This window comes from Streptomyces sp. CBMA291 (genome assembly GCF_014596525.1).
In the GTDB taxonomy this organism is placed as follows: Bacteria; Actinomycetota; Actinomycetes; order Streptomycetales; family Streptomycetaceae; genus Streptomyces.
On record NZ_MSJP01000033.1, the window covers coordinates 1 to 23,389 of the forward strand.

The window sequence follows — 23,389 nt, forward strand, 5'->3', positions numbered from 1 at the left end:
CCAGGCAGCCGAGGGCGCCGCCGGGCGCGGGGACCGACGGCCGTTCGCCCGCGCGGTCCTGGCGGCCGAGGGAGACCAGCGCGGCGCGGCGCTTCGGCTGCCCGCCGAGCAGCCGCACCTCGCGCCCCGCGAACCGGACCGGGCCCGAGACGTCGGGGGCCCAGAGGAACACCTCGCTGCCCACCGGACACGCCCCGCCCCGGGGCTCGTCGTACACCCGGGCCCCGAGGAGGAGTTCCTGGTTGCGGAAGGGCGACGGGCCGTACACCGGAGGCGGACCCGGGGGCCGGACCGTCACCAGCGGCAGTGCCTCCGCACGCACCACCCGCCCCTCCCGCCACCGGGCCCCCACCCCGAAGAGGGCGTCCGTCACCGGGTTGTCCAGGGTCGGCAGGTTCCGGCCGCGCGAGGTCCAGCCGCCGCCGAGCGCGGACAGCGTGGCCGTGAGGACCGCCGGGGTGTGGCTGCTGTAGTAGGCGGCGCCCTGACCGCCGAGGAGCAGCGGATCGTTCCCCGCGACGAGGGGCAGCCCCGGATCCGTGCGGTACGCGGGCCAGCCGTCGGCCGCCGCGAGCGCCGCCGCCCGCCGGTCCTGCTCCGGGCCCCACGGCGGATAGTCGTCGAGCCGGAGGATGCGCTCCCGGTCGGCGTACGCGGTCGTCGCCGCCGCCTGCCCGAGGACGGTCCCGGCGACCAGGACGGCGGCGAGCAGCCCGTACCGCCCGCGCCGGGGCAGCAGCAGCGCGCCCGCCACCGCCGCGAGACCCGCGCAGGTCAGCAGCAGCGCCCAGGAGGTGAGCAGCGGGCTGGGCAGCGCCCCCGCCGTCAGGGCCAGGACCACGCCGGTCCCGCCGAGCAGCGCCCGCCGGTCCGGCATGCCGTGGGCGAGGGCGGTCCAGGCGGCGATCACGAGGACGCCGGAGAAGACGAAGGTCTGCCGGTACGGGCTGCCGTTCGGGGTCGCGAAGGCGTGCCACACCAGATGCGTCGGGCCCCATTGCAGGGAGGCGGCGACCGCCGCGCAGAGCCCCGGCCACAGCAGCCGCTCCCGGACGGGCGCGTCCCGGCGGAAGAGCAGGGTCGCCACCAGGAGCGGCACCGCCGTGCTCACGAAGGCGGCGGGGGTGGAGAAGCCGTAGGTGACGGGGAGCAGCCGGGCCAGGACGTCGGTGCCGGACGCCGGGACGAACTCGCGGACGAGCCCGGGGTGGGCGTGGCGGGAGCCGAGGAAGACGGGGACGAGGACGGGCGCGGCGAGCGCGATGCCGGTGCCGGTGACGAGCGCCGCCCGCAGCAGCACGCGGAGCCGGAAGGTCCCGGTGGCGGCGAGCCGGACGAGGAGGACGAGGGCGGCGCCGAGGGTCGCCATGTGGGCGGTGTAGAAGTTCGCCGTCCAGCAGACCGCGACCACCAGCGGGCCCAGGAGCGGGCGCCGGGCCTCCCGCACCCACTCGGCCACCAGGCAGAGCAGCGGGAAGGCGATGAGCCCGTCGAGCCACATCGGGTTGTACGTGCCTTCGGCGAGGGACCAGCCACAGAGCGCGTACGAGGCGCCGAGGACCGGCGCCCACCAGCGGCCGAGGCGGTCGGGTGCGGTGCGGGGGCCGCCGGGTGCGGTGCCGAGGCGGCGCAGCAGGAAGGTCATGGCCGCCGCCGCGAGGCCCGTCTTGAGGACGGTGAGGGCGTAGACGGCGTACTCGATGTCCGCGCGGGGGAAGAGCGCGACCAGCGGGGCGAGGGGGCTCGACAGATAGGTGCCGTAGTCGGGCAGGAAGGAGGTGCCCCAGCCGGCCCGCCAGTCGAGCAGCAGCCCGCCGTCGGCCCGGCCGCGCAGCAGGTCCCACAGATGCGCGTGGAAGGGCACGAACTGGTTGGCGAGGTCGTTGACGGCCCGGTGGCGCGGCCCGAAGGGGAAGACCCGGGCTACGGCGTCCCCGCCGCAGACGGCCGCCACGGCGAGGAGGGCGGCGAGCGGCTCGGCCCCACCGAGCCGAAGGAGGGGGCGAGGGAGGGGCTGCGGGAGGGGGCGAGGGAGGGGCTGCGGGAGGGGCCGTCGGCGAAAGGTGCGGAGCAGGGGGGCGCGCGGGCCGGAACGGGCTGTCCCCGGTGTGGAGTTCGGCATGGCGGGGTCGAATATGCCAGCCGCCGGGAGGCCGGGACGGGGCGGCGCGGGCCCGTTCACGCAATGGTCGTCTGCCCGCCATCCCGGCGGACCGGCCGGGACACCGCGCTCCGTTGTCGTGGTCGGCGTGCTGCTATCGATCGTCGTCCCGTGCTTCAACGAGGAGGACGTCCTCGCCCGCTTCCACGACCACGTGACCCGAGAACTAGCCCGGATCGAGGGCGAGTTCGAAATAGTCTACGTGGACGACGGAAGTCGCGACGGAACGCTTCCGCTCCTCCAGGAACTCGCCGCGCGCGACTCCCGCCACGTCCGGTACGTCTCCTTCAGCCGGAACTTCGGCAAGGAGGCGGCGATGCTTGCGGGCCTGCGCAACGCGGCCGGAGACGCCGTCGTCATCATGGACGCCGACCTCCAGCACCCGCCCGAGCTGGTCCACCGCATGCTCGCGCTGCACGCCGAGGGCTACGACCAGGTCGTGGCCCGCCGCACCCGCGAGGGCGACCGGGTCACCCGTACGCTCACCGCCCGCCTCTACTACCGGGCGATCAACCGGCTCGTCGACGTCGAGCTGGTCGACGGCGTCGGCGACTTCCGTCTCCTGTCCCGCCGAACGGTCGACGCGGTCCTCGGCCTCGGCGAGTACAACCGCTTCTCCAAGGGCCTGTTCTCCTGGGTCGGATTCCGGACGACCACCTTCGCGTACGAGAACGCCGTCCGGGAGGAGGGCCGCTCCAAGTGGACCTTCGGCAAGCTCCTCAACTACGGCCTGGACGGGCTGCTCTCCTTCAACAACAAGCCGCTGCGTGCCGCCGTCCACCTCGGCTTCCTGCTGGTCCTCGTCGCCCTCGGCTACGCCGCCTGGATCGTCGGGGACGCCCTGGTCAACGGCGTGGACACGCCCGGATACGTCACCCTCCTGGTCGCCGTCACCGCCCTCGCCGGCGTGCAGATGGTGATGGTCGGACTGATCGGCGAGTACGTCGGACGCATCTACTACGAGGTCAAACGGCGCCCCCACTACCTGGTGAAGGAGACGCACGAGGGGCAGGAGACGGGCGGGAGCCGGGGCGACACCCGGCGTGCGGGTGAGTCGTTGTGGGAATCAGTCGCGCCGAAGTAGTGGCTCCGGCCCCGGCGACTGCCTACCATCGATCACCGCAAGGTCGTTCCACTGCCGCACGACCAGCCCGGGAGGCTCCTTTGCACCGCCGCACTGCGCTCACCGTCTCCGCCGCCCTGCTCGCCGGGGCCCCGCTGCTCACCGCCTGCGGGAGCGACGCCCATCCGGGAGCGGCGGCCGTCGTCGGCGGCGACCGGATCGACGTCTCCAGCCTCCAGGCCCAGGTCGCCGACGTCCGCGCCGCCCAGCAGGGCTCCCCGCAGGCCGCGCAGCTCGTCCAGGCCACCGGAGACCTGCCCCGCCGCAAGCTCAACGTGATGATCTTCGACCGGATCGTCGACAAGGTCGCGGCGGACACCGGGGTCAGCGCCACCCGCGCCGAACTCCAGGACACCCGGACCGCCTTCGTCCGCCAGAGCGGCGGCGAGGATCAGCTCGCGGCGGCCCTCCTCCAGGAGCAGGGCGTGGCCCCGGGCCAGATCGACGACGTCGTCCGCCGCAACGTCCTCATGAACAAGATCGCCGTCAAACTGGGCGCCAACGCGAGCCCCGAGGGCCAGAAGAAGCTGACGGACACCTTCTCCGCCGCGTCCAAGGCCCTCGCCATCGACGTGAACCCGCGCTACGGCCGCTGGGACGACACCCAGGTCCGCCTGGACAACACCTACGACGGCAGCGCCTGGCTGCGCCAGCTCACGAAGGAGCCGGGGGCGGCACCGACGGGGGCCTGAGGGAACGCGCGGACGTCGGCCCCGGCCGAAGCGGAGTCGACGTCTGTGCGTCCCTGTTCAGGAGATCCCCGGCCGGACCGGGTGCTCCGGGGAGTCGAGCCAGGCCAGAGGCGTTCCGTCCGGGGCCAGGGTGAGGCCGAACCGTTCGTGTCCGGGCCGCCCCTGCCCGGCCCACCAGTCGAACGCGGACCTCACCTCCGTCCACAGCTCGCGGGGGCCGCCCTGGTAGACCACGAAGGTCTCCTCGCCGGGTACCTGGTCCACGGTGGCCCACGAGGTCACCTCGTCGTCCCGGAGCCAGAGCGTGAAGGAGCCGTCCTCGTACGGCTCCCGGAAAACGGACACTCCTGGGGTCCGGAGCCCGATGGCGAACCGCGGGAGTACGCCGGTCACCGCCCGCGGGGACAGATCCGTCTCCGAGCGCCGTCCGTCGCCCGGCCACTCGCCCCCCAGGTACGTCCGGGTGTGCGGCAGATCCGGACGCTGCTGCCGCAGCCTCATGAACGCGGAGTCCCCGAGAAACGGGCCCGACGCGCTACCGTTCTCCCGGACCGTGAGCCGGACGATTCCCTCGCCGCCGTACTCCGTGGCGTACGGAAGGACGAGGACGCCACCGGGCCGCGTCTGCCGGACCAGCTCCGCCGGGACCTCCCGGAGCCCGGCGGTGACCAGCACCCGGTCGTACGGGGCGCACGGCCGCCAGCCCCGGGAGCCGTCGCCGACCACGGTCACCGGGCTGTACCCGGCGGCTTCCAGCCGGGTGCGGGCCGAGGACGCGTTGTCCTCGTCGTACTCGACGGTGACGACCCGCGAGGAGCCGAGCCGCTCGGACAGCAGCGCCGCGTTCCAGCCTGTGCCGGTTCCCACCTCCAGGGCCGTGAAGTCAGGCGGGACGTCCGCCGGGATGCCCAGCGCGGCCAGCATGGAGAACACGACGGAGGGCTGCGAGCTGCTGCACGTGGGGTTCTCGCCCCGGAAGGTTCCCGTATGCGCTCCGTCGTCCCACTGGGTCGTGAGGGACACGTCCGCGTAGACGGCGCGATACCAGGCGGCGGGGTCCTTCGCCCGGTCGATGCCCTCCGGGTGACCCGTGCCGCTGGACACGGCCGCCCAGATCACATCCGGGACGAACGCCTCCCGTGGCACCGCCCGATAGGCGGGAAGCCAGTCGGCGCCGAGGTCGCCCTGGTCCATGAGCCGGGAGGCCAGTTCTTCCGGACCGGCCTCCCCCGTGAGGTGGTGGGTCACTTGGCCGGGGCCTTGGTGTCGTCACGCCCGACCGTGCCGTCCCCGGACCCGCCGCCGCCGTGCTTGGCGCCGCTGCCCGCCTGACTGTCGTCCTGCCGGCTTCCGCCCTGACCCGCTCCGGTACCGCCGTCGTGCTTTCCCGCCATGGGGTGTGCTCCTTCTCGTGAGGGTGGAGAACGGTGCGGCGACGGCCCGGCCGGACAGCCGGGCCGCCGATGGGGAAGAAGCTAGGCCCGGACGCCCGTCTCCGTGGGGCCCGATGCGTGGGAATTCTCGGGCGGGTCCGTGGATTTCCGACGGATTCCCGAGGGTCCTCAGGGAACGTCGAGGGCTCGTCGGGCACGGACGATCACCCGGTGGGCGTCCGCGCCGTAGACGGCGGAGTCGGCGAGTGCCTGCCAGACCCTCCGGTAGAGACGCACGCTGTCGGCGTCGTCCAGCCAGAGTTCCGCGTGCCAGTCCTCCGCGATCACCAGACGGTCGTCGTGCAGCCAGAAACCGTTGGCCGGGGGGAGGTTCAGGACGGCGTCGAACGGGACGATGCCCAGGGAGACTCCGGCGAGACCGAGAAGGCCCGTCAGCCGGTCGAGCTGGGCGGCCAGCACCGGGGGAGGGCAGACGAGACTCCGGAGCGCGGCCTCCCCCATCACGATGTGGAAGGTCCGCCCCGGCGCGTAGAGCATCTCCTGACGCCGTACCCGGGCCTGGACGGCCTCCTCGGTGTCCCGGACGGTCTGGTGAAGGTCCGCGTACCGGGTGAAGACGTGCCGGGCGTACTCGGCGGTCTGGAGCATGCCCACGATCATGGCGCCCTCCCAGACACGGAATGTCCTCGTGCGTTCGCTCTCGGCCGTCAGCGCGTCCTGGACCGGCTTGTGCCCCGCCGAGAGCTGTCTGCGCCAGGTGCGGGACCGGGACTCAAGGTTCCGCAGCCGGGTGACCAGCTCCGGTGCCGCCTCCGGGCGGCCGGTGCCGCTCGCCCACGCCCGCAGATCGTCCGCCGTCGCGGTCTGCCGGCCGGTCTCCAGCTTGCTGACCTTGGACTGGGGCCAGCCGAGCAGGGCCGCCAGCTGGCGACCTGTGAGACGCCGATCGGTGCGCAGCTCACGCAGCCGCGCACCGAGGGCGACTCTCGCGTACTGGAAATCGGTGCTCACTCTTCGGACGGCACCCGTTCCACGAAGGTCTCGTGCGGGACGGCGTGGTGCCAGGCGGCGTCCCGCACCTGGCAGGCACGGGCCACCTCCACCGGGTCGGTGATCAGCTCCACGCCGGTCAGCACGTCGTCGTCGTCGAAGCGGAGCCGGGCGATCACCCGGGAGTCGAAGAGCCAGAAGTCGTCGTCGGGAAGCCGGAGGGCCTCGGCCTCGGAGCGCCACAGGTTGCGGATGTCCTCGCCCGCCTCGCCGATGTGACGGGCGTTGTCGAACAGATACCGCTGGCCGGGGGTGGGCGGGTTGTCGACGATCCGGACCCGCCCGAAACGCTTGCCCAGGGCGGACTGCTCGCGCCGGGCCACGCACCAGGGGTGATCGGGGTCCCAGCCGGGCTCCTCGCCCCGGAGGAACCGCTGATAGGTCTCGGTCTCCTCGTCGGACCGGTAGCGGCGCCGGGACTCCAGACGCCAGACCGTGTGCGAAAAGTCTTCGAACATCCGGGTGAACTCGTCGAAGCCGATCAGCACGGGGGTCCTTTCCGCGTCCTTGGGGGCGAAGTCTGCCAGGAGCACCCGGGGACGACCACGAAACCCTCCCCTTCCTTGACGTTCCTGAGCTGCGCCACGTCCTCGGGATCCGTCACCGCGTCCCCCTGGACCAGGACCTCCCCGGTGTCCTGGTCCTCGTATAACGTCGGGCAGCCGTTGTAGCCGGAGTTGGTGCCGATGAACCGGAGCCGTCGCGCCATGGCGGTTCCCCTAATTCCTGTGGACGGTTTCCCGATCAGGATGGGACGGGCGGGGGCCTCCTGTCCGGTCTGATGCGCGGTGATTCCCGTGACACGGGGGAAGGGAGTCCGGGCGGCACCGACGGGGGCCTGAGGCGACGCCCGGGGTAGGTTCGAAGGGTGACTTCTGAGAGCCCCGGCCGTGTCGTTCTGCTCACCGCCAGCCACCGGGTGGCGCCCGGACTGCTGTCCTGGCCCGCCTGGCAGGCGCTGCGCGCCGCCGACCGGGTGCTCTGTCCCGACGAGGGGCATCCCCAGCTGCCGTACGTGCGGGAGGCCGGGGTCGAGGCCGAGTCGGTGCGGCTCACCGCCGAGGAGCTGGTCGCCGCCTGCGCCGGGGGCCGTACGGTCCTCGTCCTGCCCTCCGGCGAGGGCGACCGGGACCTCACCGACGGGCTCGCCCGGCTGGCCGGCTCGGGGCGGGTGGCGATGCCCGATCTGGAGCTGCTGCCCGGCTCCTACGACCTGCCCGGCGCCCGGCTGCTCGACCTCGTCCAGATCATGGACCGCATCCGGCGCGCCTGCCCCTGGTCCTCGCGCCAGACCCACCAGGGTCTCGCCAAGTACGCCATCGAGGAGGCGTACGAACTCGTCGAGGCGATCGAGGACGGCGAGCGGCACGAGCTGCGCGAGGAGCTGGGGGACGTCCTCCTCCAGGTGCTCTTCCACGCCCGGATCGCCGAGGAGGACCCCGAGGAGCCGTTCTCCGTGGACGACGTCGCAGGGACCCTCGCCGAGAAGCTGATCCTGCGCCACCCGCACGTCTTCGGCGGCGAGACCGACGAGACCGTCGAGACGCCGGAGGCGGTACGGGAGCAGTGGCTGCGGATCAAGGAGGTCGAGAAGCGGCGCGCGTCCGTCACCGACGGCGTGCCGCTCGGGCAGCCGGGCCTCGCGCTCGCCGCCAAGCTCGGCGGCCGTGTCCGCGCGGCGGGCCTCGACGTGCCCCCGCCGACCGGGGAGGGCATCGGATACGACCTGCTCGCCCTGGCCGTAGAGGCGGAGGAGTCGGGCGTGGACCCGGAGGCGGCCCTGCGCGCGGCGGCCCGCGCCTACCGCGACGCGATCCGCGCGGCGGAGGGGCTGAGCGCGGGGGAGGGCTGAGCGCGGGGGAGTGAGGGGGTGCCATCCCACCCCATGCCATCCCACACCTCCCTTCCCTTCTCTTCCCCTCCCTTCAGCGTGGCCTCGGCACCCGTGCCTCCGGGTTGTGCCAGGACGGGACCGGGGGGCCTATGAGGCGTTCGGCGGGGGACGTCGGGCGGAGGACGAAGGGGTCCACTGAGGGCAGCCGGTCGTGGTGGACGCGGTCGGGGTGGGTGCCGAGGGCCACGAGGACTTCGGTGATCTCCGTGACGAAGCCCGGCGGCCCGGCCAGGTACACCTCGTGCGTGTCCCAGTGGACGCAGGCCCGCAGTGCCTGGACGAGCCGTTCCGTCGCCTGGTCCCGGGGATGGTCGGGCGCGGGCGTGATGTAGGTGACGCTCAGCCCTTCGAGCCGGGCCGCGAGCCGTTCGACGTCCCGCCGCCCGTACAGGTACTCCTTCGCGCGGGCCACCACGAACAGGCGCCCCCGCAGCCCCGGCTCCTGCTCCGCCGCCTCCGACAGGAGGGCCTTCATCGGCGCCCAGCCGGTGCCCGCGCATATATAGGTGCGCGGCCCGCCCGGCACGGGGCGCGCGACCAGACCGCCGTCGGGCACGCCGAGGCGCAGCCGGCCGCCCGGCGCCGTGCCGTCGACGAGGATCGTGCTCAGGGCCCCGCCCGGGATCCGGCTCACGTGCAGTTCCACCGTGCCGTCCGGGCGGGGCGCGTCGGCCAGGGAGTAGGTGCGCCAGACGCGCGGGCGCTGCGGTGAGCCGACGCTCACGTACTGGCCGGGGTGGAAGGCCAGCGGTCTGCGGGGCAGCAGGGTGAGGACGGCCAGGTCGGGGCCGTACCGCTCGTGCCGGAGGACGTCCGTGTCCCACCAGACGGGATCGCCCGCCCCGGCGGCCTGGTCGGCGCCCGCCAGCATCCGGTCGGAGATCGCCCCGTACGCCTCCGTCCACGCCTTCTCCGCCTCCGGGGTCCAGGCGGGTCCCGCCGCGAAGGCGAAGGCGGCGAGGAGGCTGGTCCCCACGGCCGAGTAGAGGGCGGGGGTGGCGAGGAACTTGCGGTGGTCGCGGCCGAGGCGCTCCAGGTATCCGGGCAGGTCGGGGTCGTCGAGCAGGTCGACCACGTGCCCGAGGGCGGCGAAGAGCCGGTCCCGCTGGGGCCGGATGTCCTCGGGGAACAGCTCGCGCAGGGCCGGGTTGTGCCAGAAGAGATGCGCGTAGAAGAAGGTGACGGCGTGTTCGGCCCGTCGCTCGACGACCGCGAACGTGCTTCTGAGCATCTGAGGGTCCACGGTCAAGAATCTAGGGCACCACCCCCCTTCTTGATCACAGGATCTCCACACCCGGACCGGCCGGAAGCTGCCTGTACGGTCGGGGGGTGAGCAGCACCTCCGGCACCGGCCCCACCTCCAGCCCCACCCCCGCGCCTGGCCCCGCCTCCAGCCCCGCGCCCGCGCCTGGCCCCACCCTCGCGCCCGGCTCCGCCTCCGGCCCCACCCCCGGGTCTCCCTCCTGTCCCGTCTCCGGCGGTTCCTCCCGCCCGGACTCCGATCCCGCGCCGCCCCTCTTCACCTGGGAGTTCGCGAGCGACCCCTATCCGGCGTACGCCTGGCTCAGGGAGCACGCGCCGGTGCACCGCACCACGCTGCCCAGCGGGGTGGAGGCCTGGCTCGTGACGCGGTACGCCGACGCCCGGCAGGCCCTCGCCGACCAGCGGCTCTCCAAGAACCCGGCGCACCACGACGAGTCCCCGCACGCCAAGGGGAAGACGGGCATCCCCGGCGAGCGCAAGGCCGAGCTGATGACCCATCTGCTCAACATCGACCCGCCGGACCACACCCGGCTGCGCCGTCTCGTCTCGAAGGCGTTCACCCCGCGCCGGGTCGCCGCCTTCGCGCCGCGCGTGCAGGAGCTGACCGACCGGCTCATCGACTCCTTCGTGGAGCGGGGGAGCGCGGACCTCATCCACGAGTTCGCCTTCCCGCTCCCCATCTACGCCATCTGCGATCTGCTCGGGGTGCCCGAGGAGGACCAGGACGACTTCCGGGACTGGGCCGGGATGATGATCCGGCACGGCGGCGGGCCGCGCGGCGGGGTCGCCCGCTCGGTGAAGAAGATGCGCGGCTATCTCGCCGAGCTGATCCACCGCAAGCGCGAGGAGCCCGGGGACGACCTCATCTCGGGGCTCATCAAGGCCTCCGACCACGGCGAGCACCTCACCGAGAACGAGGCCGCCGCCATGGCCTTCATCCTTCTGTTCGCCGGTTTTGAAACTACCGTCAACTTGGTAGGAAACGGACTTTACGCACTTCTTCGGCACCCCGAGCAGCGCGAGCGGCTCCAAGACGCGCTGGCCGCCGGGGACACCGGGCTCCTGGAGACCGGCATCGAGGAGCTGCTGCGGTACGACGGGCCGGTGGAGATGGCCACCTGGCGGTACGCCACCCGGCCGCTCGTCATCGGCGGCCAGGAGATCCCGGCGGGCGACCCGGTGCTCGTGGTCCTCGCCGCCGCCGACCGGGACCCGGAGCGGTTCGACGACCCGGACGTCCTCGACCTCGCCCGGCGCGACAACCAGCACCTCGGGTACGGCCACGGCGTCCACTACTGCCTGGGCGCGCCGCTGGCCCGGCTCGAAGGGCAGACGGCGCTCGCGACCCTGCTGACCCGCCTCCCGGACCTCCGGCTCGCCGCCGATCCGGACGAACTGCGATGGCGCGGCGGGCTCATCATGCGGGGATTGCGCACGCTTCCGGTGGAATTCACCCCGTCCGCACCACTCCTGCCTACTGACGAGCCGTCAGAAATGTGATCTTCGCGTGATCGGAGGTGCATCGGCTTGTGACGGGCATTCGAATGCCGCTACGTTCGCCGCTGTCTCAGCCGCCACGCGAAAGGCGTCCCTATGCTTTCCGGGAACGGACGACACCGCCGCCCCCGTCAGGCCCCCGCACTCGTCGTCGCGGCGGGGGTGACCGGCTCGGCGATGGCCCTTCCGCTGCTCGCCACCGGCTCGGCCACCGCCGCCGACGCCGCGACCTGGGACCGGGTCGCCGAGTGCGAGTCCGGCGGCCAGTGGAGCGCCGACACCGGCAACGGCCGGTACGGAGGACTCCAGCTCACCCAGGAGGGCTGGGAGCGGTACGGAGGTCTGGCGTACGCGCCCAGCCCCGATCTGGCCAGCCGCGCCCAGCAGATCGCGGTGGCGGAGAAGGCGCTCGCCCAGGGCGCCTCCGACTGGGCGAGCTGCGCGCCGATCGCCGGTCTCGCCAACGACGGCGCCAAGCCCGCGGTGAACCCGGGCCCGTCCCAGGCGCCGAAGGCCCAGGGGCCCGTCGGCGAGTCGAACAGGACGTCGGGGCTGCCTGCGTCCGACGCGACGAAGCCGACCGGCGCCGCAGGGGCGGCAGGGGCGGCCGGTCGCGCCGGCGCCTCCGCGAGCCCGTCCGCGACGCCGTCCACCGCGCCCTCCTCCGCGACCCCGGGGACCCCCACCGGCACCCCGGCGACCGGCACCCCCGACGGCTCGGCCGCTCCGACGGCTCCGGGCTCCTCCGCGACGCCCGACGCGACCGGCACGCCCGGTGCGCCGGAGCCGTCGACCTCCTCGGGCCCGTCCGGTTCATCTGATTCATCCGGTACATCCGATCCGTCCGGGGTGCCGTCGGGTGACGCCTCGTCGGCCGCGCCCGGCAACGGGAAGCACCGGGGCGAGGCCGCCTCGGACGAAACCGGCAAGGCGGGCACTTCCGCTGAATCCGGACGACATGCGGCAGACGGGGGCGGGTCGGCCGGGAAGGTCGCGATGAAGTCCGTGGCCGACACCGCGAAGGATTCGGGCGGAACGGACAGTCAGGGCACTTCGGGCGCGTACACGGTGAAGCCGGGTGACAACCTGTCGGACATTGCGCAGGAGAACGAACTGCCCGGCGGCTGGACCGCGCTCTACGACGCCAACCGAGGGACCGTCGGAACCGACCCGGACCTCATCCTCCCTGGTCAGAGCCTGGAGTTGACGAAGGGTTCGGTCGCGAAGGCGGGGTGATCCGTAGTCATATGTCCGTTATGGGCAAGTGAGACATGGGTCTCTTCACCCGAACTGGCGTGTCACGTCCGCAAACTTTGCTGATGCCGCCTCCCACCTGCGTAAACGCCCTCCACCGGAGGGCAAGGAGGGGCGTTATTTCCGCAATACGCCTCTTTGAACTTCCGGTGGATCTATGACTACGGTCATCACCGCTCGCCACCGCGGGCCCCGTCGACCGAAACGCCGAATCCTGCCGTCGGCCGATGGGAACAGTCGTCGCGCAAGCGCCGAAGGCAGGAGTGGGGGACCCAAGGTAAGTGCCGGTCCCGGCCGTCTCGATGGACGGCCGACGAACGGCTTGGGGTGAAGCCGCGTGCTAGGACACGCGGCCGGGCAACTTTCCGGCCCGAACCCGACAGCTCACCTCACAGGCGTCGGTGAGGAGAATCTCCATGCTGTTTTCCGGCAAGGGCAAACACCGCCGTCCCTCCAAGGCCACCCAGGTCGTCACGCTCGTCGGCGTCACCGGTGCCGCCGTCGCCGCCCCGCTGATGGCCGCGGGCAGCGCCTCGGCCGCCACGGCCTCCGAGTGGGACCGCGTCGCCCAGTGCGAGTCCGGCGGCAACTGGTCCATCAACACGGGCAACGGCTACTACGGCGGCCTCCAGTTCTCGGCCTCCACCTGGGCCGCGTACGGCGGCAAGGCCTACGCCCCGACCGCCAACCAGGCGTCGAAGTCCCAGCAGATAGCCATCGCCGAGAAGGTCCTCGCGGGCCAGGGCAAGGGTGCCTGGCCGAGCTGTGGCGTGGGCCTCTCCCGCACCACGTACGGCGGCGCCGTCGAGAGCGCCCCCCAGCAGCAGACCCAGCCGAAGCAGCAGCAGACGCAGCCCAAGCAGCAGCGGACGCAGCCGAAGCAGCAGCAGACGCAGCGGACGGTCGAGCAGCCGACCACCCGCAGCGAGCAGCGCCAGGCCCCGAAGAAGGCCACGCAGCAGCGTCAGGCCGCGCCGAAGGCCACCGTCACCACGCCGACCGGCAAGAAGGTCGAGAAGGGCGACGGCGAGTACAAGGTCTCGACCGGCGACACCCTCAGCAAGATCGCCCAGGCGCACGGCGTCAAGGGCGGCTGGGCCAAGCTCTTCGAGCTGAACAAGGACGTCGTGGACCACGCCGACCTGATCTACCCGGGCCAGCAGCTCCACCTGAAGTGAGCCCGGCGGTCCGAGTGAGTCCGGCGGCTCACCCGGCCCCTGCGACCCTCCCGCGGTGACCACCCCGCCCCGGCGCGCCTCCCCCGTGCGCGCCGGGGCGGGGTTTCCATGTATCCGGGTATCGGGTATCGGGTATCGGGTATCGGGTAACCGGGCATCGGGCGTCCGGGGACCGTTCGCGTGCGCCCGGTCCGCAGGGGGCCGCCCTCCGGGAGCCATCCGAGTGCGACGGTCCGCGTGTTGCCCCGTTCCAGGGACCGTTTTCGGGCGACTTTCCGATTACCTGCCAGTAGACCTCGGGTCATTCGTCCCGGGATGCATGCCCTTGGGTCCTTTTTCGTCCCAGGGGGCGGGCGCCCGGCCGACCGGAGCCTCCGAGCCGGTTAGGCTCTTGTCGCAAGGCCAAGCGACCCCGCCCGACCTTGCGTCACATCCAGCGTCACATCCCAGAAGGAGATGCTCGTGCCGTCCATCGACGTCGTCGTAGCCCGGGAAATCCTGGACTCCCGAGGCAACCCCACGGTCGAGGTCGAGGTCGGCCTCGACGACGGCAGCACCGGCCGTGCTGCTGTTCCGTCCGGCGCCTCCACCGGTGCGTTCGAGGCCATCGAGCTTCGCGACGGTGACCCCAACCGCTACCTGGGCAAGGGCGTCGAGAAGGCCGTCCTCGCCGTCATCGAGCAGATCGGCCCGGAGCTGGTCGGCTACGACGCCACCGAGCAGCGGCTGATCGACCAGGCCATGTTCGACCTGGACGCGACCGAGAACAAGGGCTCGCTCGGCGCCAACGCCATCCTCGGCGTCTCCCTCGCCGTCGCGCACGCCGCCTCCGAGGCCAGCGACCTCCCCCTCTTCCGCTACCTGGGCGGCCCGAACGCGCACCTGCTGCCCGTTCCGATGATGAACATCCTCAACGGTGGGTCGCACGCCGACTCCAACGTGGACATCCAGGAGTTCATGATCGCCCCGATCGGCGCGGAGTCCTTCTCCGAGGCCCTTCGCTGGGGTGCGGAGATCTACCACACCCTCAAGGGCGTCCTGAAGCGCAAGGGCCTCTCCACCGGTCTCGGCGACGAGGGCGGCTTCGCCCCCAACCTGGAGTCGAACCGCGCCGCCCTCGACCTCATCATCGAGGCCATCAAGGAGGCCGGCTACGCCCCGGGCACCGATGTCGCGCTCGCGCTCGACGTCGCCGCGTCCGAGTTCTACAAGGACGGCGTCTACGAGTTCGAGGGCAAGACCCGCTCGGCCGCCGAGATGACCGAGTACTACGAGGAGCTGGTCTCCGCGTACCCGATGGTCTCCATCGAGGACCCGCTGTACGAGGACGACTGGGCGGGCTGGAAGGTCCTCACCGACAAGCTGGGCAGCAAGGTCCAGATCGTCGGCGACGACCTCTTCGTCACCAACCCCGAGCGCCTCGCCCGCGGCATCGAGGAGGGCACCGCCAACGCCCTCCTGGTCAAGGTCAACCAGATCGGCTCGCTGACCGAGACCCTCGACGCCGTCGAGCTGGCCCAGCGCAACGGCTTCAAGTGCATGATGTCCCACCGCTCCGGCGAGACCGAGGACGTCACCATCGCCGACCTCGCCGTCGCGGTGAACTGCGGTCAGATCAAGACCGGCGCCCCGGCCCGCTCGGACCGCGTCGCCAAGTACAACCAGCTGCTGCGCATCGAGGAGATCCTCGACGACGCCGCCGTCTACGCCGGCCGCAGCGCCTTCCCGCGCTTCAAGGGCTGACCGACGGTCCGTCCGCAGGCCCCCCGCCCCGCCGCCGGTGAAATCGAACCGGCGGCAGGGCGCCGCGAAGCGAAGCGTCCCCGCACTCGGTCCCGTACCGTGGGCGGGGACGTCCGCGTGAACAGGGGAGGCGACACGACATGGCCGTGAAGGACCGGGACCGGTTCTCGACCGCGACCCGGATCAAGCTGCTCGGGGAGCAGACGGCGGCCCGTGTCTACCGCTCGCAGACCCGCCGCCAGGCCCACCGCTCCCGGCTCACCGGCCGCGCGGCCTTCCTCGCGCTCGTCGTCTGCTCCCTCGTGGTGGCCCTCGCCTACCCCATGCGGAGCTACGTCTCCCAGCAGGGCGAGATCGCCGACCAGCAGCGCAAGACGGCCGACGCGGCCCGGCGGGTCGAGGAACTCAGGGACGAGAAGGCCCGCCTCCAGGACCCGGCCTACGTCCGCCGCCTCGCCCGCGAGCACCTCCACTACCTGATGCCCGGCGAGACCGGCTTCACCGTGAACGACCCCGGCGCCGGGCAGCGGCCCCGTGCCGACCAGGGCGCGGCCGACCGCCCCTGGTACGACAACCTCTGGGACGGCGTCGACCGCGCCGACCGCCCCTGAGCCGTAGACCCTCATACGCGACACACGAGCAAGGCAGACATGGAAACGCCCCCTCCGCAGACCGAACGCACCGAGCCCACCGACGCGGACGTCGCCGCCTTCGAGCTCCAGCTCGGCCGCCCGCCCCGCGGACTGCGCGCCATCGCGCACCGCTGCCCGTGCGGCAACCCCGATGTCGTCGAGACCGCCCCCCGGCTCCCGGACGGCACCCCCTTCCCCACCACGTACTACCTGACCTGCCCCCGGGCGGCCTCGGCCATCGGGACCCTGGAGGCCAACGGGGTCATGAAGGAGATGCAGGCCAGGCTCGCCACCGACCCGGAGCTCGCCGACGCCTACCGCGCCGCGCACGAGGACTACCTCGCGCGCCGGGACGCCATCGAGGTCCTCGAAGGCTTCCCCAGCGCCGGTGGCATGCCCGACCGCGTCAAGTGCCTGCACGTCCTCGTCGGCCACGCGCTGGTCGCGGGCCCCGGGGTCAACCCGTTCGGCGACGAGGCCCTCGCGATGCTCCCCGAGTGGTGGGCCAAGGGCCCCTGCGTCACCCCGTGCGCCGACGAGACGAAGGCGGCGGAATGACCCGGGTCGCCGGAATCGACTGCGGCACCAACTCCATCCGGCTGCTCGTTGCCGACGTGGACCCGGAGACGGGCGAGCTGACCGAGCTGGACCGGCGGATGACCATCGTCCGGCTCGGGCAGGGCGTCGACCAGACCGGGCGGCTCGCCCCCGAGGCCCTGGAGCGCACCTTCGCCGCCTGCCGCGCCTACGCCGAGGTCATCGAGGAGCTGGGCGCCGAGAAGCTGCGCTTCGTCGCCACCTCCGCCTCCCGCGACGCCGAGAACCGGGACGAGTTCGTCGACGGGGTCAAGGCGATCCTGGGCGTCGAGCCCGAGGTCATCTCCGGCGACCAGGAGGCCGCGTTCTCCTTCACCGGGGCCACCGGCGAGCTGCCCGCCGCCGAGAAGTACCTGGTCGTGGACATCGGCGGCGGCTCCACCGAGTTCGTCACCGGGGACCGCGAGGTCGAGGCGGCCCGCTCCGTCGACATCGGCTGCGTCCGGCTCACCGAGCGGCACGTCCGGCACGACCCGCCGACCGCCGAGGAGGTCGCCGCGATCCGCGCCGACGTCCGCGCCGCCCTCGACCTGGCCGCCGAGACCGTGCCGATCGGGACCGCCGGGACCCTCGTCGGTCTGGCCGGTTCGGTCACCACGGTCGCCGCGATCGCCCTCGGACTCCCGGAGTACGACTCCACGAAGATCCACCACGCGCGGCTCTCCGCCGCGCAGGTCGCCGAGGTCACCGACCGGCTGCTGGTCTCCACCCACGCCGAGCGGGCCGGGATCCCGGTGATCCACCCCGGGCGGGTGGACGTGATCATCGCCGGAGCGCTCGTCCTGCGGGAGATCGTCGAGCGGGTCGGAGCCCACGAGGTCGTCGTCAGCGAGCACGACATCCTCGATGGGATCGCCCTATCCGTGGCATAGCGGGCACCTATCGTGGCGTCCGGCGACATCCCGTCGGGAAAGTTCGTGAAGTTCTTCACAAGGAAAAGGGTCCTGTTGGCGCCCAGAGAGGGCCATTAGGCCCTTTGAGGGGCGTCTCGGGGGCCTTTCGCAGGCGTGAAGGCCGATTCGCTCGAAGTTTCCATTGCGTGAACGGGGCCCCTGTTTCGACCTCCACGGGGCCCCTCCGGGCCAGTTCACAAGGGGTGGCAAACGTTCGCCCCCGCACTCCGGTTCCTTTGCACCACCATGACATGGATCACGTGGGCGGCGGAGTGTAGCAGAGGTGGTTAAGGTCCTTGTGAAGGGGCGCACGAACCACCCCCCAGGAGGGGGTGGATACTCGATGCCATGAGCACCACGGAGCGTCCCAGGATCCTCGTAGTAGGCGGCGGGTACGTAGGCCTGTACGCAGCTCGGCGCATCCTCAAGAAGATGCGCTACGCGGAGGCGACCGTCACGGTCGTCGACCCGCGGTCGTACATGACCTACCAGCCCTTCCTCCCCGAAGCCGCCGCCGGCAGCATCTCGCCGCGCCACGTCGTCGTCCCGCTGCGACGCGTCGTGCGCGGAGCCGAGGTGCTCACCGGCCGGGTCACCACCATCGACCAGGACCGCAAGGTCGCCACGGTCGCGCCGCTCGTCGGCGAGGCCTACGAGCTGCCCTTCGACTACCTGATCATCGCGATGGGCGCGGTCTCCCGCACCTTCCCGATCCCCGGTCTCGCCGAGCAGGGCATCGGCATGAAGGGCATCGAGGAGGCCATCGGCCTGCGCAACCACGTCCTCGAACAGCTCGACAAGGCCGACTCGACCACCGACGAGGAGGTCCGCCGCAAGGCGCTGACCTTCGTCTTCGTGGGCGGCGGCTTCGCCGGCGCGGAGACCATCGGCGAGGTCGAGGACATGGCCCGCGACGCCGCGAAGTACTACCAGAACGTGTCGCGCGAGGACATGCGCTTCGTCCTGGTCGACGCGGCCGACAAGATCCTTCCCGAGGTGGGCCCGAAGCTCGGCCAGTACGGCAAGGAGCACCTGGAGAGCCGGGGCATCGAGATCTACCTCGAAACCTCCATGGACTCCTGCGTCGACGGTCACGTCGTCCTGAAGAACGGCCTTGAGGTCGACGCCAACACCATCGTGTGGACCGCCGGCGTCAAGCCGAACCCGGCGCTCTCCCGCTTCGGTCTGCCGCTCGGCCCCCGCGGCCACGTGGACACCACCGAGAAGCTCCAGATCAACGGCCTGGACTACGCCTGGGCCGCGGGCGACAACGCCCAGGTCCCGGACATGGTCGGCCGCCGTGCGGGCAACCCGAACGCCTGGTGCCCGCCGAACGCCCAGCACGCCCTGCGTCAGGCCAAGGTCCTCGGCGACAACGTGGTCTCGGGCATGCGCGGCTTCCCGCAGAAGCCGTACAGCCACGCCAACAAGGGCGCGGTGGCCGGACTCGGTCTGCACAAGGGCGTCGCCATGATCGTCATGGGCAAGGTGAAGATCAAGCTCAAGGGCCGTCTCGCCTGGTACATGCACCGCGGCTACCACGGCATGGCGATGCCGACCTGGAACCGCAAGATCCGCATCTTCGCGGACTGGACCCTCGGCATGTTCCTCAAGCGCGAGGTCGTCTCGCTCGGCGCCATGGAGACGCCGCGCGAGGAGTTCTACGAGGCGGCCAAGCCCGCCCCCGCGCCGGCCGCCCCGGCGCAGGAGAAGGCCAAGGCCTGAGGCCGAGGCACCGGGCCGGGGACCCCTGAGGGTCCCCAGCCCGGCGCAGTACCGTGACACCCCCGCAAGGGCCGTCCGCCATCCGTGGTGCGGACGGCCCTTCGCGTGTTTTGCCGACTCGTTGCGCTGCGGCGGGAGTGCCCGCGCCACGCGGAGTGTTCTCCTGGTGACGAACATTTCTGGGGCTCTCGATCACGGAGGTGTGCACCATGGCCGACGCCGCGTCGCGGCTGACGACCCTTGCCGAGGAGCTGGCGGGAGGACCGCTCCCGGTACGACTGCGCGCCTGGGACGGCAGCGAGTCCGGGCCGAAGGAAGGCCCCGTCCTGATCGTCCGCGACCGCCGCGCCCTGCGGCGGCTGGTCTGGAAGCCGGGGGAACTGGGCCTGGCCCGTGCCTGGGTGGCCGGTGAGATCGACGTCGAGGGCGATCTCTACGAACTCCTCGACCGGCTCTCCGGGGTGCTCTGGGAGCGCTCCGGCGAAGGCCGCGGCCTGCTCGACGCGGCCCGCGACCCCCGCGTCCGCGCCGCCATAGGGAGCCTGCTCCGGCTCGCGGGACCGCTGCCGCCGCCACCGCCGCCCGCCGAGGAGGTGCGGGGCCGCAGCGGGGGCAGCCACACCCGGCGCCGCGACAAGCAGGCGATCAGTCACCACTACGACGTGGGCAACGACTTCTACGAGCTGGTCCTCGGCCCCTCGATGGTCTACTCCTGCGCCTACTGGTCCCCGGACGGCACCCTGGAGGAGGCCCAGCGCGACAAGCTCGACCTGGTCGCCCGCAAGCTGAACCTCAAGGAGGGCGACCGGCTCCTCGACGTGGGCTGCGGCTGGGGCTCCATGGCCATCCACGCGGCCCGCGAGTACGGCGCCCGGGTCGTCGGCGTCACCCTCTCCCGCGAGCAGGCCGCGTACGCCCGCAAGCGGATCGCCGACGAGGGTCTCACCGACCGGATCGAGATCCGCGTCCAGGACTACCGGGACGTCGCCGACGGCCCGTACGACGCGATCTCCTCCATCGGCATGGCCGAGCACGTGGGCGCCGTGAAGTACCGGGAGTACGCCGATGTCCTGTACGGGCTCCTCAAGCCCGGCGGGCGGGTCCTGAACCACCAGATCTCCCGGCGCCCCGAGCCCGACGAGGAGGCGTACGAGATCGACGCCTTCATCGACGCGTACGTCTTCCCCGACGGCGAACTCTCCCCGATGGGACGGACCCTGACGACCCTGGAGGACGCGGGCTTCGAGGTGCGGGACGTCGAGGCGATCCGCGAGCACTACGCGCTCACCCTGCGCCGCTGGGTGGCCAATCTGGAGCGCGAGTGGGACAGGGCGGTCCGGCTCGTCTCACCCGGCCGCGCGAGAATCTGGCGGCTCTACATGGCCGCCTCCGCCGTCTCCTTCGAACGCAACCGGATCGGTGTCAACCAGTTCCTCGCCGTGAAGACCCCGGAGTCGGGAAGGAGCGGCACGGCGCTGCGCCCGCGCGTCTGGAACGAGACGACGGTCTGACACCCGGCCTCCGTGCCGTGCGCGACAGGACGAAGGGCCGGTCCCCCCTCCCGGGAGACCGGCCCTTCGCATGTGCCCGCGCCGGGTGCGCGTACGCCGTCGGCTACTCGGCCTTGATGGCGGAGAGCATGTTCAGCCGGGCCGCGCTGCGGGCCGGCCACAGCGAGGCGAGGACGCCGACCAGGGCGGCCAGGACCAGGAAGAGCCCGAGCCGGTCCCAGGGCAGCACCAGGCTGTACCCCGGCAGGCTGCTCTTGATCGTCTCGCCGACGGCCCAGCCGAGGAAGGTGCCGAGGGCGATGCCGACGATGGCGCCGAAGACCGAGATGACGACGGCCTCCAGGCGGACCATCCGCTTCACCCGGCGCCGGTCGAGACCGATCGCCCGCAGCATGCCGATCTCCTGCTGCCGCTCGAAGACGGACATCGCGAGGGTGTTGACGACGCCGAGGACGGCGATGACCAGGGCCATGCCGAGCAGTCCGTACATGACGTTGAGCATCATGTTGATCGGGCCGCCGAAGCTGTCACGGATGTCCTTGTGGTCCATCACCGTGATCGCCGGGTTGTCGCCCATGGCCTTCGCCAGGGCCTGCTCGTGGGCGGGGCTCGCGCCGCCGGACATCGAGACGAAGATCTGACGGATCTCCCGCTCCGTCTCGTGCGCGGTGATCAGCTCGTGGTCGGCCAGGACCGAGGAGACGAAGTCGTTGTTCGCGTAGACCGCGCCGACGGTCAGGGCGCCCTTGCGCTTGTCGGTGAACTCGGCCGGGACGGGGGAGCCCGCCTTCAGGCCGAGCTTGTCGGCGGTCTTGGTGTCGACGGCGATCGTGTTCCCGCCGAGGGAGGCGAGCGAGCCCTCCGTGACGTCCAGCTTGAGGACCTTCCCGATGGCGCCGGGGGTGACACCGGTGCCGGAGACGTACGAGCCCTTCAGCTGGAGGGAACCCCACTGGAGGGGGGAGACGGCGGTGACGCCGGGGGTCTTCTCCAGGGCGGTCAGGGCCTCCCCGCTCAGGTTGTCGCCGCTGGCCATGGTGACCATGTAGTCGGCCTTGATCTGGTCGGTCGTCGCCTTGTCGAGGGCCGAGCCGACCGTGGCGCCGAGCACCGAGAGGCCGGTGACCAGGGTCAGGCCGATGGCGAGCGCGGAGGCGGTGGCGCCGGTGCGGCGCGGGTTGCGGACCGCGTTGAGCCCGGCGAGCTTGCCGGAGACCCCGAAGAGCCGTACGAAGAGCGGGCGGATCAGCGCGATCACGGGCCGGGACAGGAACGGGATCAGCACGATCACCCCGATGAGGGTGAGGAACGCGCCGCCCGCGATGAACATGCGTCCGCCGCTGCCGCCCTGGCCCGCGCCGAGCACGATGAGGACCGCGCCGACGGCGGTGAGGAAGGCGCCGATCGAGTTCCGTACGACGAGCGACTTGGTGCTGGCGGAGGCGTGGACGCTGCTCATGGCGGCGACCGGCGGGATCTTCGAGGCGCGGCGGCCGGGCAGCCAGGCGGCGAGCACGGTGATGAGGACGCCGACGGCGAAGGCGCTGACGAGCGGGGTGGCGCCGAGGACCAGATCGCCGTCCGGGATCTTCATCTCGAAGGCGCTCATGGCCGAGCGGAGCCCCACGGCCAGACCGATGCCGAGGACGTAGCCGACGGCCGAGGCGACCAGGCCGACCAGAGCGGCCTCGGCGAGGACGGAGCGGGTGATCTGCTTGCGCGAGGCGCCGACCGCGCGCATCAGGGCCAGTTCCTTGGTGCGCTGGGCGACCAGCATGGTGAAGGTGTTGGAGATCAGGAAGATCCCGACGAAGAGCGCGATGCCCGCGGCGCCCAGCAGGATCTGGTTGAGCGCGCTCATGCCGCTCTCGATGTCCTTGGCCTGCTGGTCGGCGAGGGCCTTGCCGGTCTGTGCGGTGGCCGACTTCGGGAGGACCTTCACGACCTCGGCGAGCAGCTTGTCGGAGTCGGCGCCGGGGGCGGCGGTGACGGTCATGTCCCGGTAGAAGCCCGGCTTCAGATAGAGCCGCTGGGCGACCGGGGTGTCGAAGAGGACCAGGCTGCCGCCCGCCTTGACGGCGCCGTCCTCGGTGGTGAAGACACCGGAGAGGGTGTACTCCTTCACGGGGCCGTTGGTGGCGACGCGGACGGGAGCGCCGACCTCGTAGCCGCCCTTGGCGGCGGTCTCCTCGTCGAGCGCGACCTGCCCGGCCTCGACCGGGCCCGTTCCCTTGGTGAAGGCGTACGCGCGGTCCTTGCCGTCCTTGTCGGGGGCGAAGTTGGTCCCCTTGTTGGACCAGCCGACGCCGATCAGCTTCCCGTTCTTGTCGGGCACGCCCGCGAAGCCGTCGACGCGGGGCGCGACGGAGGCGACCCCGCCGAGTCCGGCGACCTCGTCCACGGTCCGCTGGGAGAGACCGGGGTTCTTCCGGGCCTCCTCCGGGTCCGGGTACAGCGAGACGGAGACGGCGACGTCGTCGTAGCTCTTCGCGGACTGGTTGCGGAAGGCCTGGGAGAGGGTGTCGGTGAAGACGAGCGTGCCGGAGACGAAGGCCACGCCGAGCATCACGGCGAGAACGGTCATCAGCAGTCTCGCCTTGTGCGCGAGCACATTGCGCAGGGCGGTACGGAACATGGGTGTGTCCTGGAGGGAGGGTGGGGCGGCGAATCGGAGACGGGCGGGCGCCGGGGTCGGCGGGTGGGCGGACCCCGGGCGGGCAGGCGCCGCGCTCGGCGGCGGCCGTGGCGGGCCGGGACCGGGCGCCGGAGGGTCAGGAGGCGT

20 protein-coding genes and 1 riboswitch are annotated in these 23,389 nt (G+C 72.0%); of the genes, 12 read left to right on the forward strand and 8 right to left on the reverse strand.

From position 1 onward, the window contains the following. Nucleotides 1-1,954: YfhO family protein (locus tag BU197_RS09205; protein WP_317453382.1), on the reverse strand; the 1,954-nt coding region annotated here is incomplete at its 3' end. Nucleotides 1,955-2,249: 295 nt separating this feature from the next. Here BU197_RS09205 and BU197_RS09210 point away from each other — a divergent pair. Continuing rightward, nucleotides 2,250-3,245: a glycosyltransferase family 2 protein gene (locus BU197_RS09210; protein WP_317452051.1), complete on the forward strand. Its 996-nt coding sequence runs from the start codon at nt 2,250-2,252 to the stop codon at nt 3,243-3,245. An 80-nt stretch (nt 3,246-3,325) separates the two neighbouring features. Beyond that, nucleotides 3,326-3,976 (forward strand): SurA N-terminal domain-containing protein, encoded by a 651-nt coding sequence (locus BU197_RS09215; protein WP_188267755.1) that lies wholly within the window; start codon nt 3,326-3,328, stop codon nt 3,974-3,976. Between the two features lie 57 nt (nt 3,977-4,033). Here the strand turns inward: BU197_RS09215 and BU197_RS09220 are convergent, their stop codons facing one another. The 5 genes from BU197_RS09220 to BU197_RS31275 form a co-directional block, all read right to left on the reverse strand. Continuing rightward, complete coding sequence (locus tag BU197_RS09220; protein WP_317452050.1) at nt 4,034-5,224, reverse strand: methyltransferase domain-containing protein; 1,191 nt, start codon at nt 5,222-5,224, stop codon at nt 4,034-4,036. Continuing rightward, complete coding sequence (locus BU197_RS09225) at nt 5,221-5,370, reverse strand: hypothetical protein (protein WP_188267756.1); 150 nt, start codon at nt 5,368-5,370, stop codon at nt 5,221-5,223. Before BU197_RS09225 ends, BU197_RS09220 begins: the two co-directional genes overlap by 4 nt. Before the next feature lie 168 nt (nt 5,371-5,538). After that, nucleotides 5,539-6,381, reverse strand: a complete 843-nt coding sequence (locus BU197_RS09230) for a helix-turn-helix domain-containing protein (RefSeq protein WP_188267757.1) — start codon at nt 6,379-6,381, stop codon at nt 5,539-5,541. Then, on the reverse strand, nt 6,378-6,908 hold the full coding sequence (locus BU197_RS09235) for a DUF6879 family protein (RefSeq protein WP_317452049.1): 531 nt from the start codon (nt 6,906-6,908) through the stop codon (nt 6,378-6,380). The genes BU197_RS09230 and BU197_RS09235 overlap by 4 nt, the downstream gene beginning before the upstream one ends. Beyond that, nucleotides 6,902-7,129, reverse strand: a complete 228-nt coding sequence (locus BU197_RS31275; protein ID WP_317452048.1) for a hypothetical protein — start codon at nt 7,127-7,129, stop codon at nt 6,902-6,904. The genes BU197_RS09235 and BU197_RS31275 overlap by 7 nt, the downstream gene beginning before the upstream one ends. A gap of 159 nt (nt 7,130-7,288) precedes the next feature. Between BU197_RS31275 and BU197_RS09240 the strand changes: the two genes are divergently transcribed. Then, on the forward strand, nt 7,289-8,272 hold the full coding sequence (locus tag BU197_RS09240; protein WP_188267758.1) for a nucleoside triphosphate pyrophosphohydrolase: 984 nt from the start codon (nt 7,289-7,291) through the stop codon (nt 8,270-8,272). A 73-nt stretch (nt 8,273-8,345) separates the two neighbouring features. Here BU197_RS09240 and BU197_RS09245 read toward each other — a convergent pair whose 3' ends face one another. Continuing rightward, nucleotides 8,346-9,545, reverse strand: a complete 1,200-nt coding sequence (locus tag BU197_RS09245; protein WP_188267759.1) for a globin domain-containing protein — start codon at nt 9,543-9,545, stop codon at nt 8,346-8,348. A gap of 98 nt (nt 9,546-9,643) precedes the next feature. On the opposite strand from BU197_RS09245, the gene BU197_RS09250 reads away from it, so the two are divergent. The 9 genes from BU197_RS09250 (at nt 9,644) to BU197_RS09290 (ending at nt 20,607) form a co-directional block, all read left to right on the forward strand. Then, nucleotides 9,644-11,077: a cytochrome P450 family protein gene (locus tag BU197_RS09250; protein WP_188267760.1), complete on the forward strand. Its 1,434-nt coding sequence runs from the start codon at nt 9,644-9,646 to the stop codon at nt 11,075-11,077. 93 nt (nt 11,078-11,170) lie between these two features. Beyond that, entirely contained in the window at nt 11,171-12,310 is a 1,140-nt protein-coding gene (locus tag BU197_RS09255) for a transglycosylase family protein (protein WP_188267761.1), read from the forward strand. Between the two features lie 257 nt (nt 12,311-12,567). Next, nucleotides 12,568-12,741: riboswitch (cyclic di-AMP (ydaO/yuaA leader) on the forward strand. 3 nt (nt 12,742-12,744) lie between these two features. Beyond that, entirely contained in the window at nt 12,745-13,506 is a 762-nt protein-coding gene (locus BU197_RS09260; protein ID WP_188267762.1) for a transglycosylase family protein, read from the forward strand. Between the two features lie 456 nt (nt 13,507-13,962). Then, the gene (gene eno / locus BU197_RS09265; RefSeq protein WP_188267763.1) at nt 13,963-15,249 is read left to right on the forward strand and encodes a phosphopyruvate hydratase; all 1,287 of its coding nucleotides are present in this window, start codon (nt 13,963-13,965) and stop codon (nt 15,247-15,249) included. 140 nt (nt 15,250-15,389) lie between these two features. Beyond that, nucleotides 15,390-15,860: an FtsB family cell division protein gene (locus BU197_RS09270; protein WP_188267764.1), complete on the forward strand. Its 471-nt coding sequence runs from the start codon at nt 15,390-15,392 to the stop codon at nt 15,858-15,860. 39 nt (nt 15,861-15,899) lie between these two features. Beyond that, nucleotides 15,900-16,439: a DUF501 domain-containing protein gene (locus BU197_RS09275; RefSeq protein WP_188267765.1), complete on the forward strand. Its 540-nt coding sequence runs from the start codon at nt 15,900-15,902 to the stop codon at nt 16,437-16,439. Then, a complete protein-coding gene (locus BU197_RS09280; RefSeq protein ID WP_188267766.1) occupies nt 16,436-17,350 on the forward strand; it encodes a Ppx/GppA phosphatase family protein in 915 nt (304 codons plus the stop codon). The genes BU197_RS09275 and BU197_RS09280 overlap by 4 nt, the downstream gene beginning before the upstream one ends. A 369-nt stretch (nt 17,351-17,719) precedes the next feature. Then, nucleotides 17,720-19,096: an NAD(P)/FAD-dependent oxidoreductase gene (locus BU197_RS09285; protein WP_188267767.1), complete on the forward strand. Its 1,377-nt coding sequence runs from the start codon at nt 17,720-17,722 to the stop codon at nt 19,094-19,096. A gap of 209 nt (nt 19,097-19,305) precedes the next feature. Beyond that, the gene (locus BU197_RS09290; RefSeq protein WP_188267768.1) at nt 19,306-20,607 is read left to right on the forward strand and encodes an SAM-dependent methyltransferase; all 1,302 of its coding nucleotides are present in this window, start codon (nt 19,306-19,308) and stop codon (nt 20,605-20,607) included. A gap of 103 nt (nt 20,608-20,710) precedes the next feature. Here the strand turns inward: BU197_RS09290 and BU197_RS09295 are convergent, their stop codons facing one another. After that, nucleotides 20,711-23,242, reverse strand: a complete 2,532-nt coding sequence (locus tag BU197_RS09295; RefSeq protein ID WP_188267769.1) for an ABC transporter permease — start codon at nt 23,240-23,242, stop codon at nt 20,711-20,713. Nucleotides 23,243-23,389: the final 147 nt, after the last annotated feature.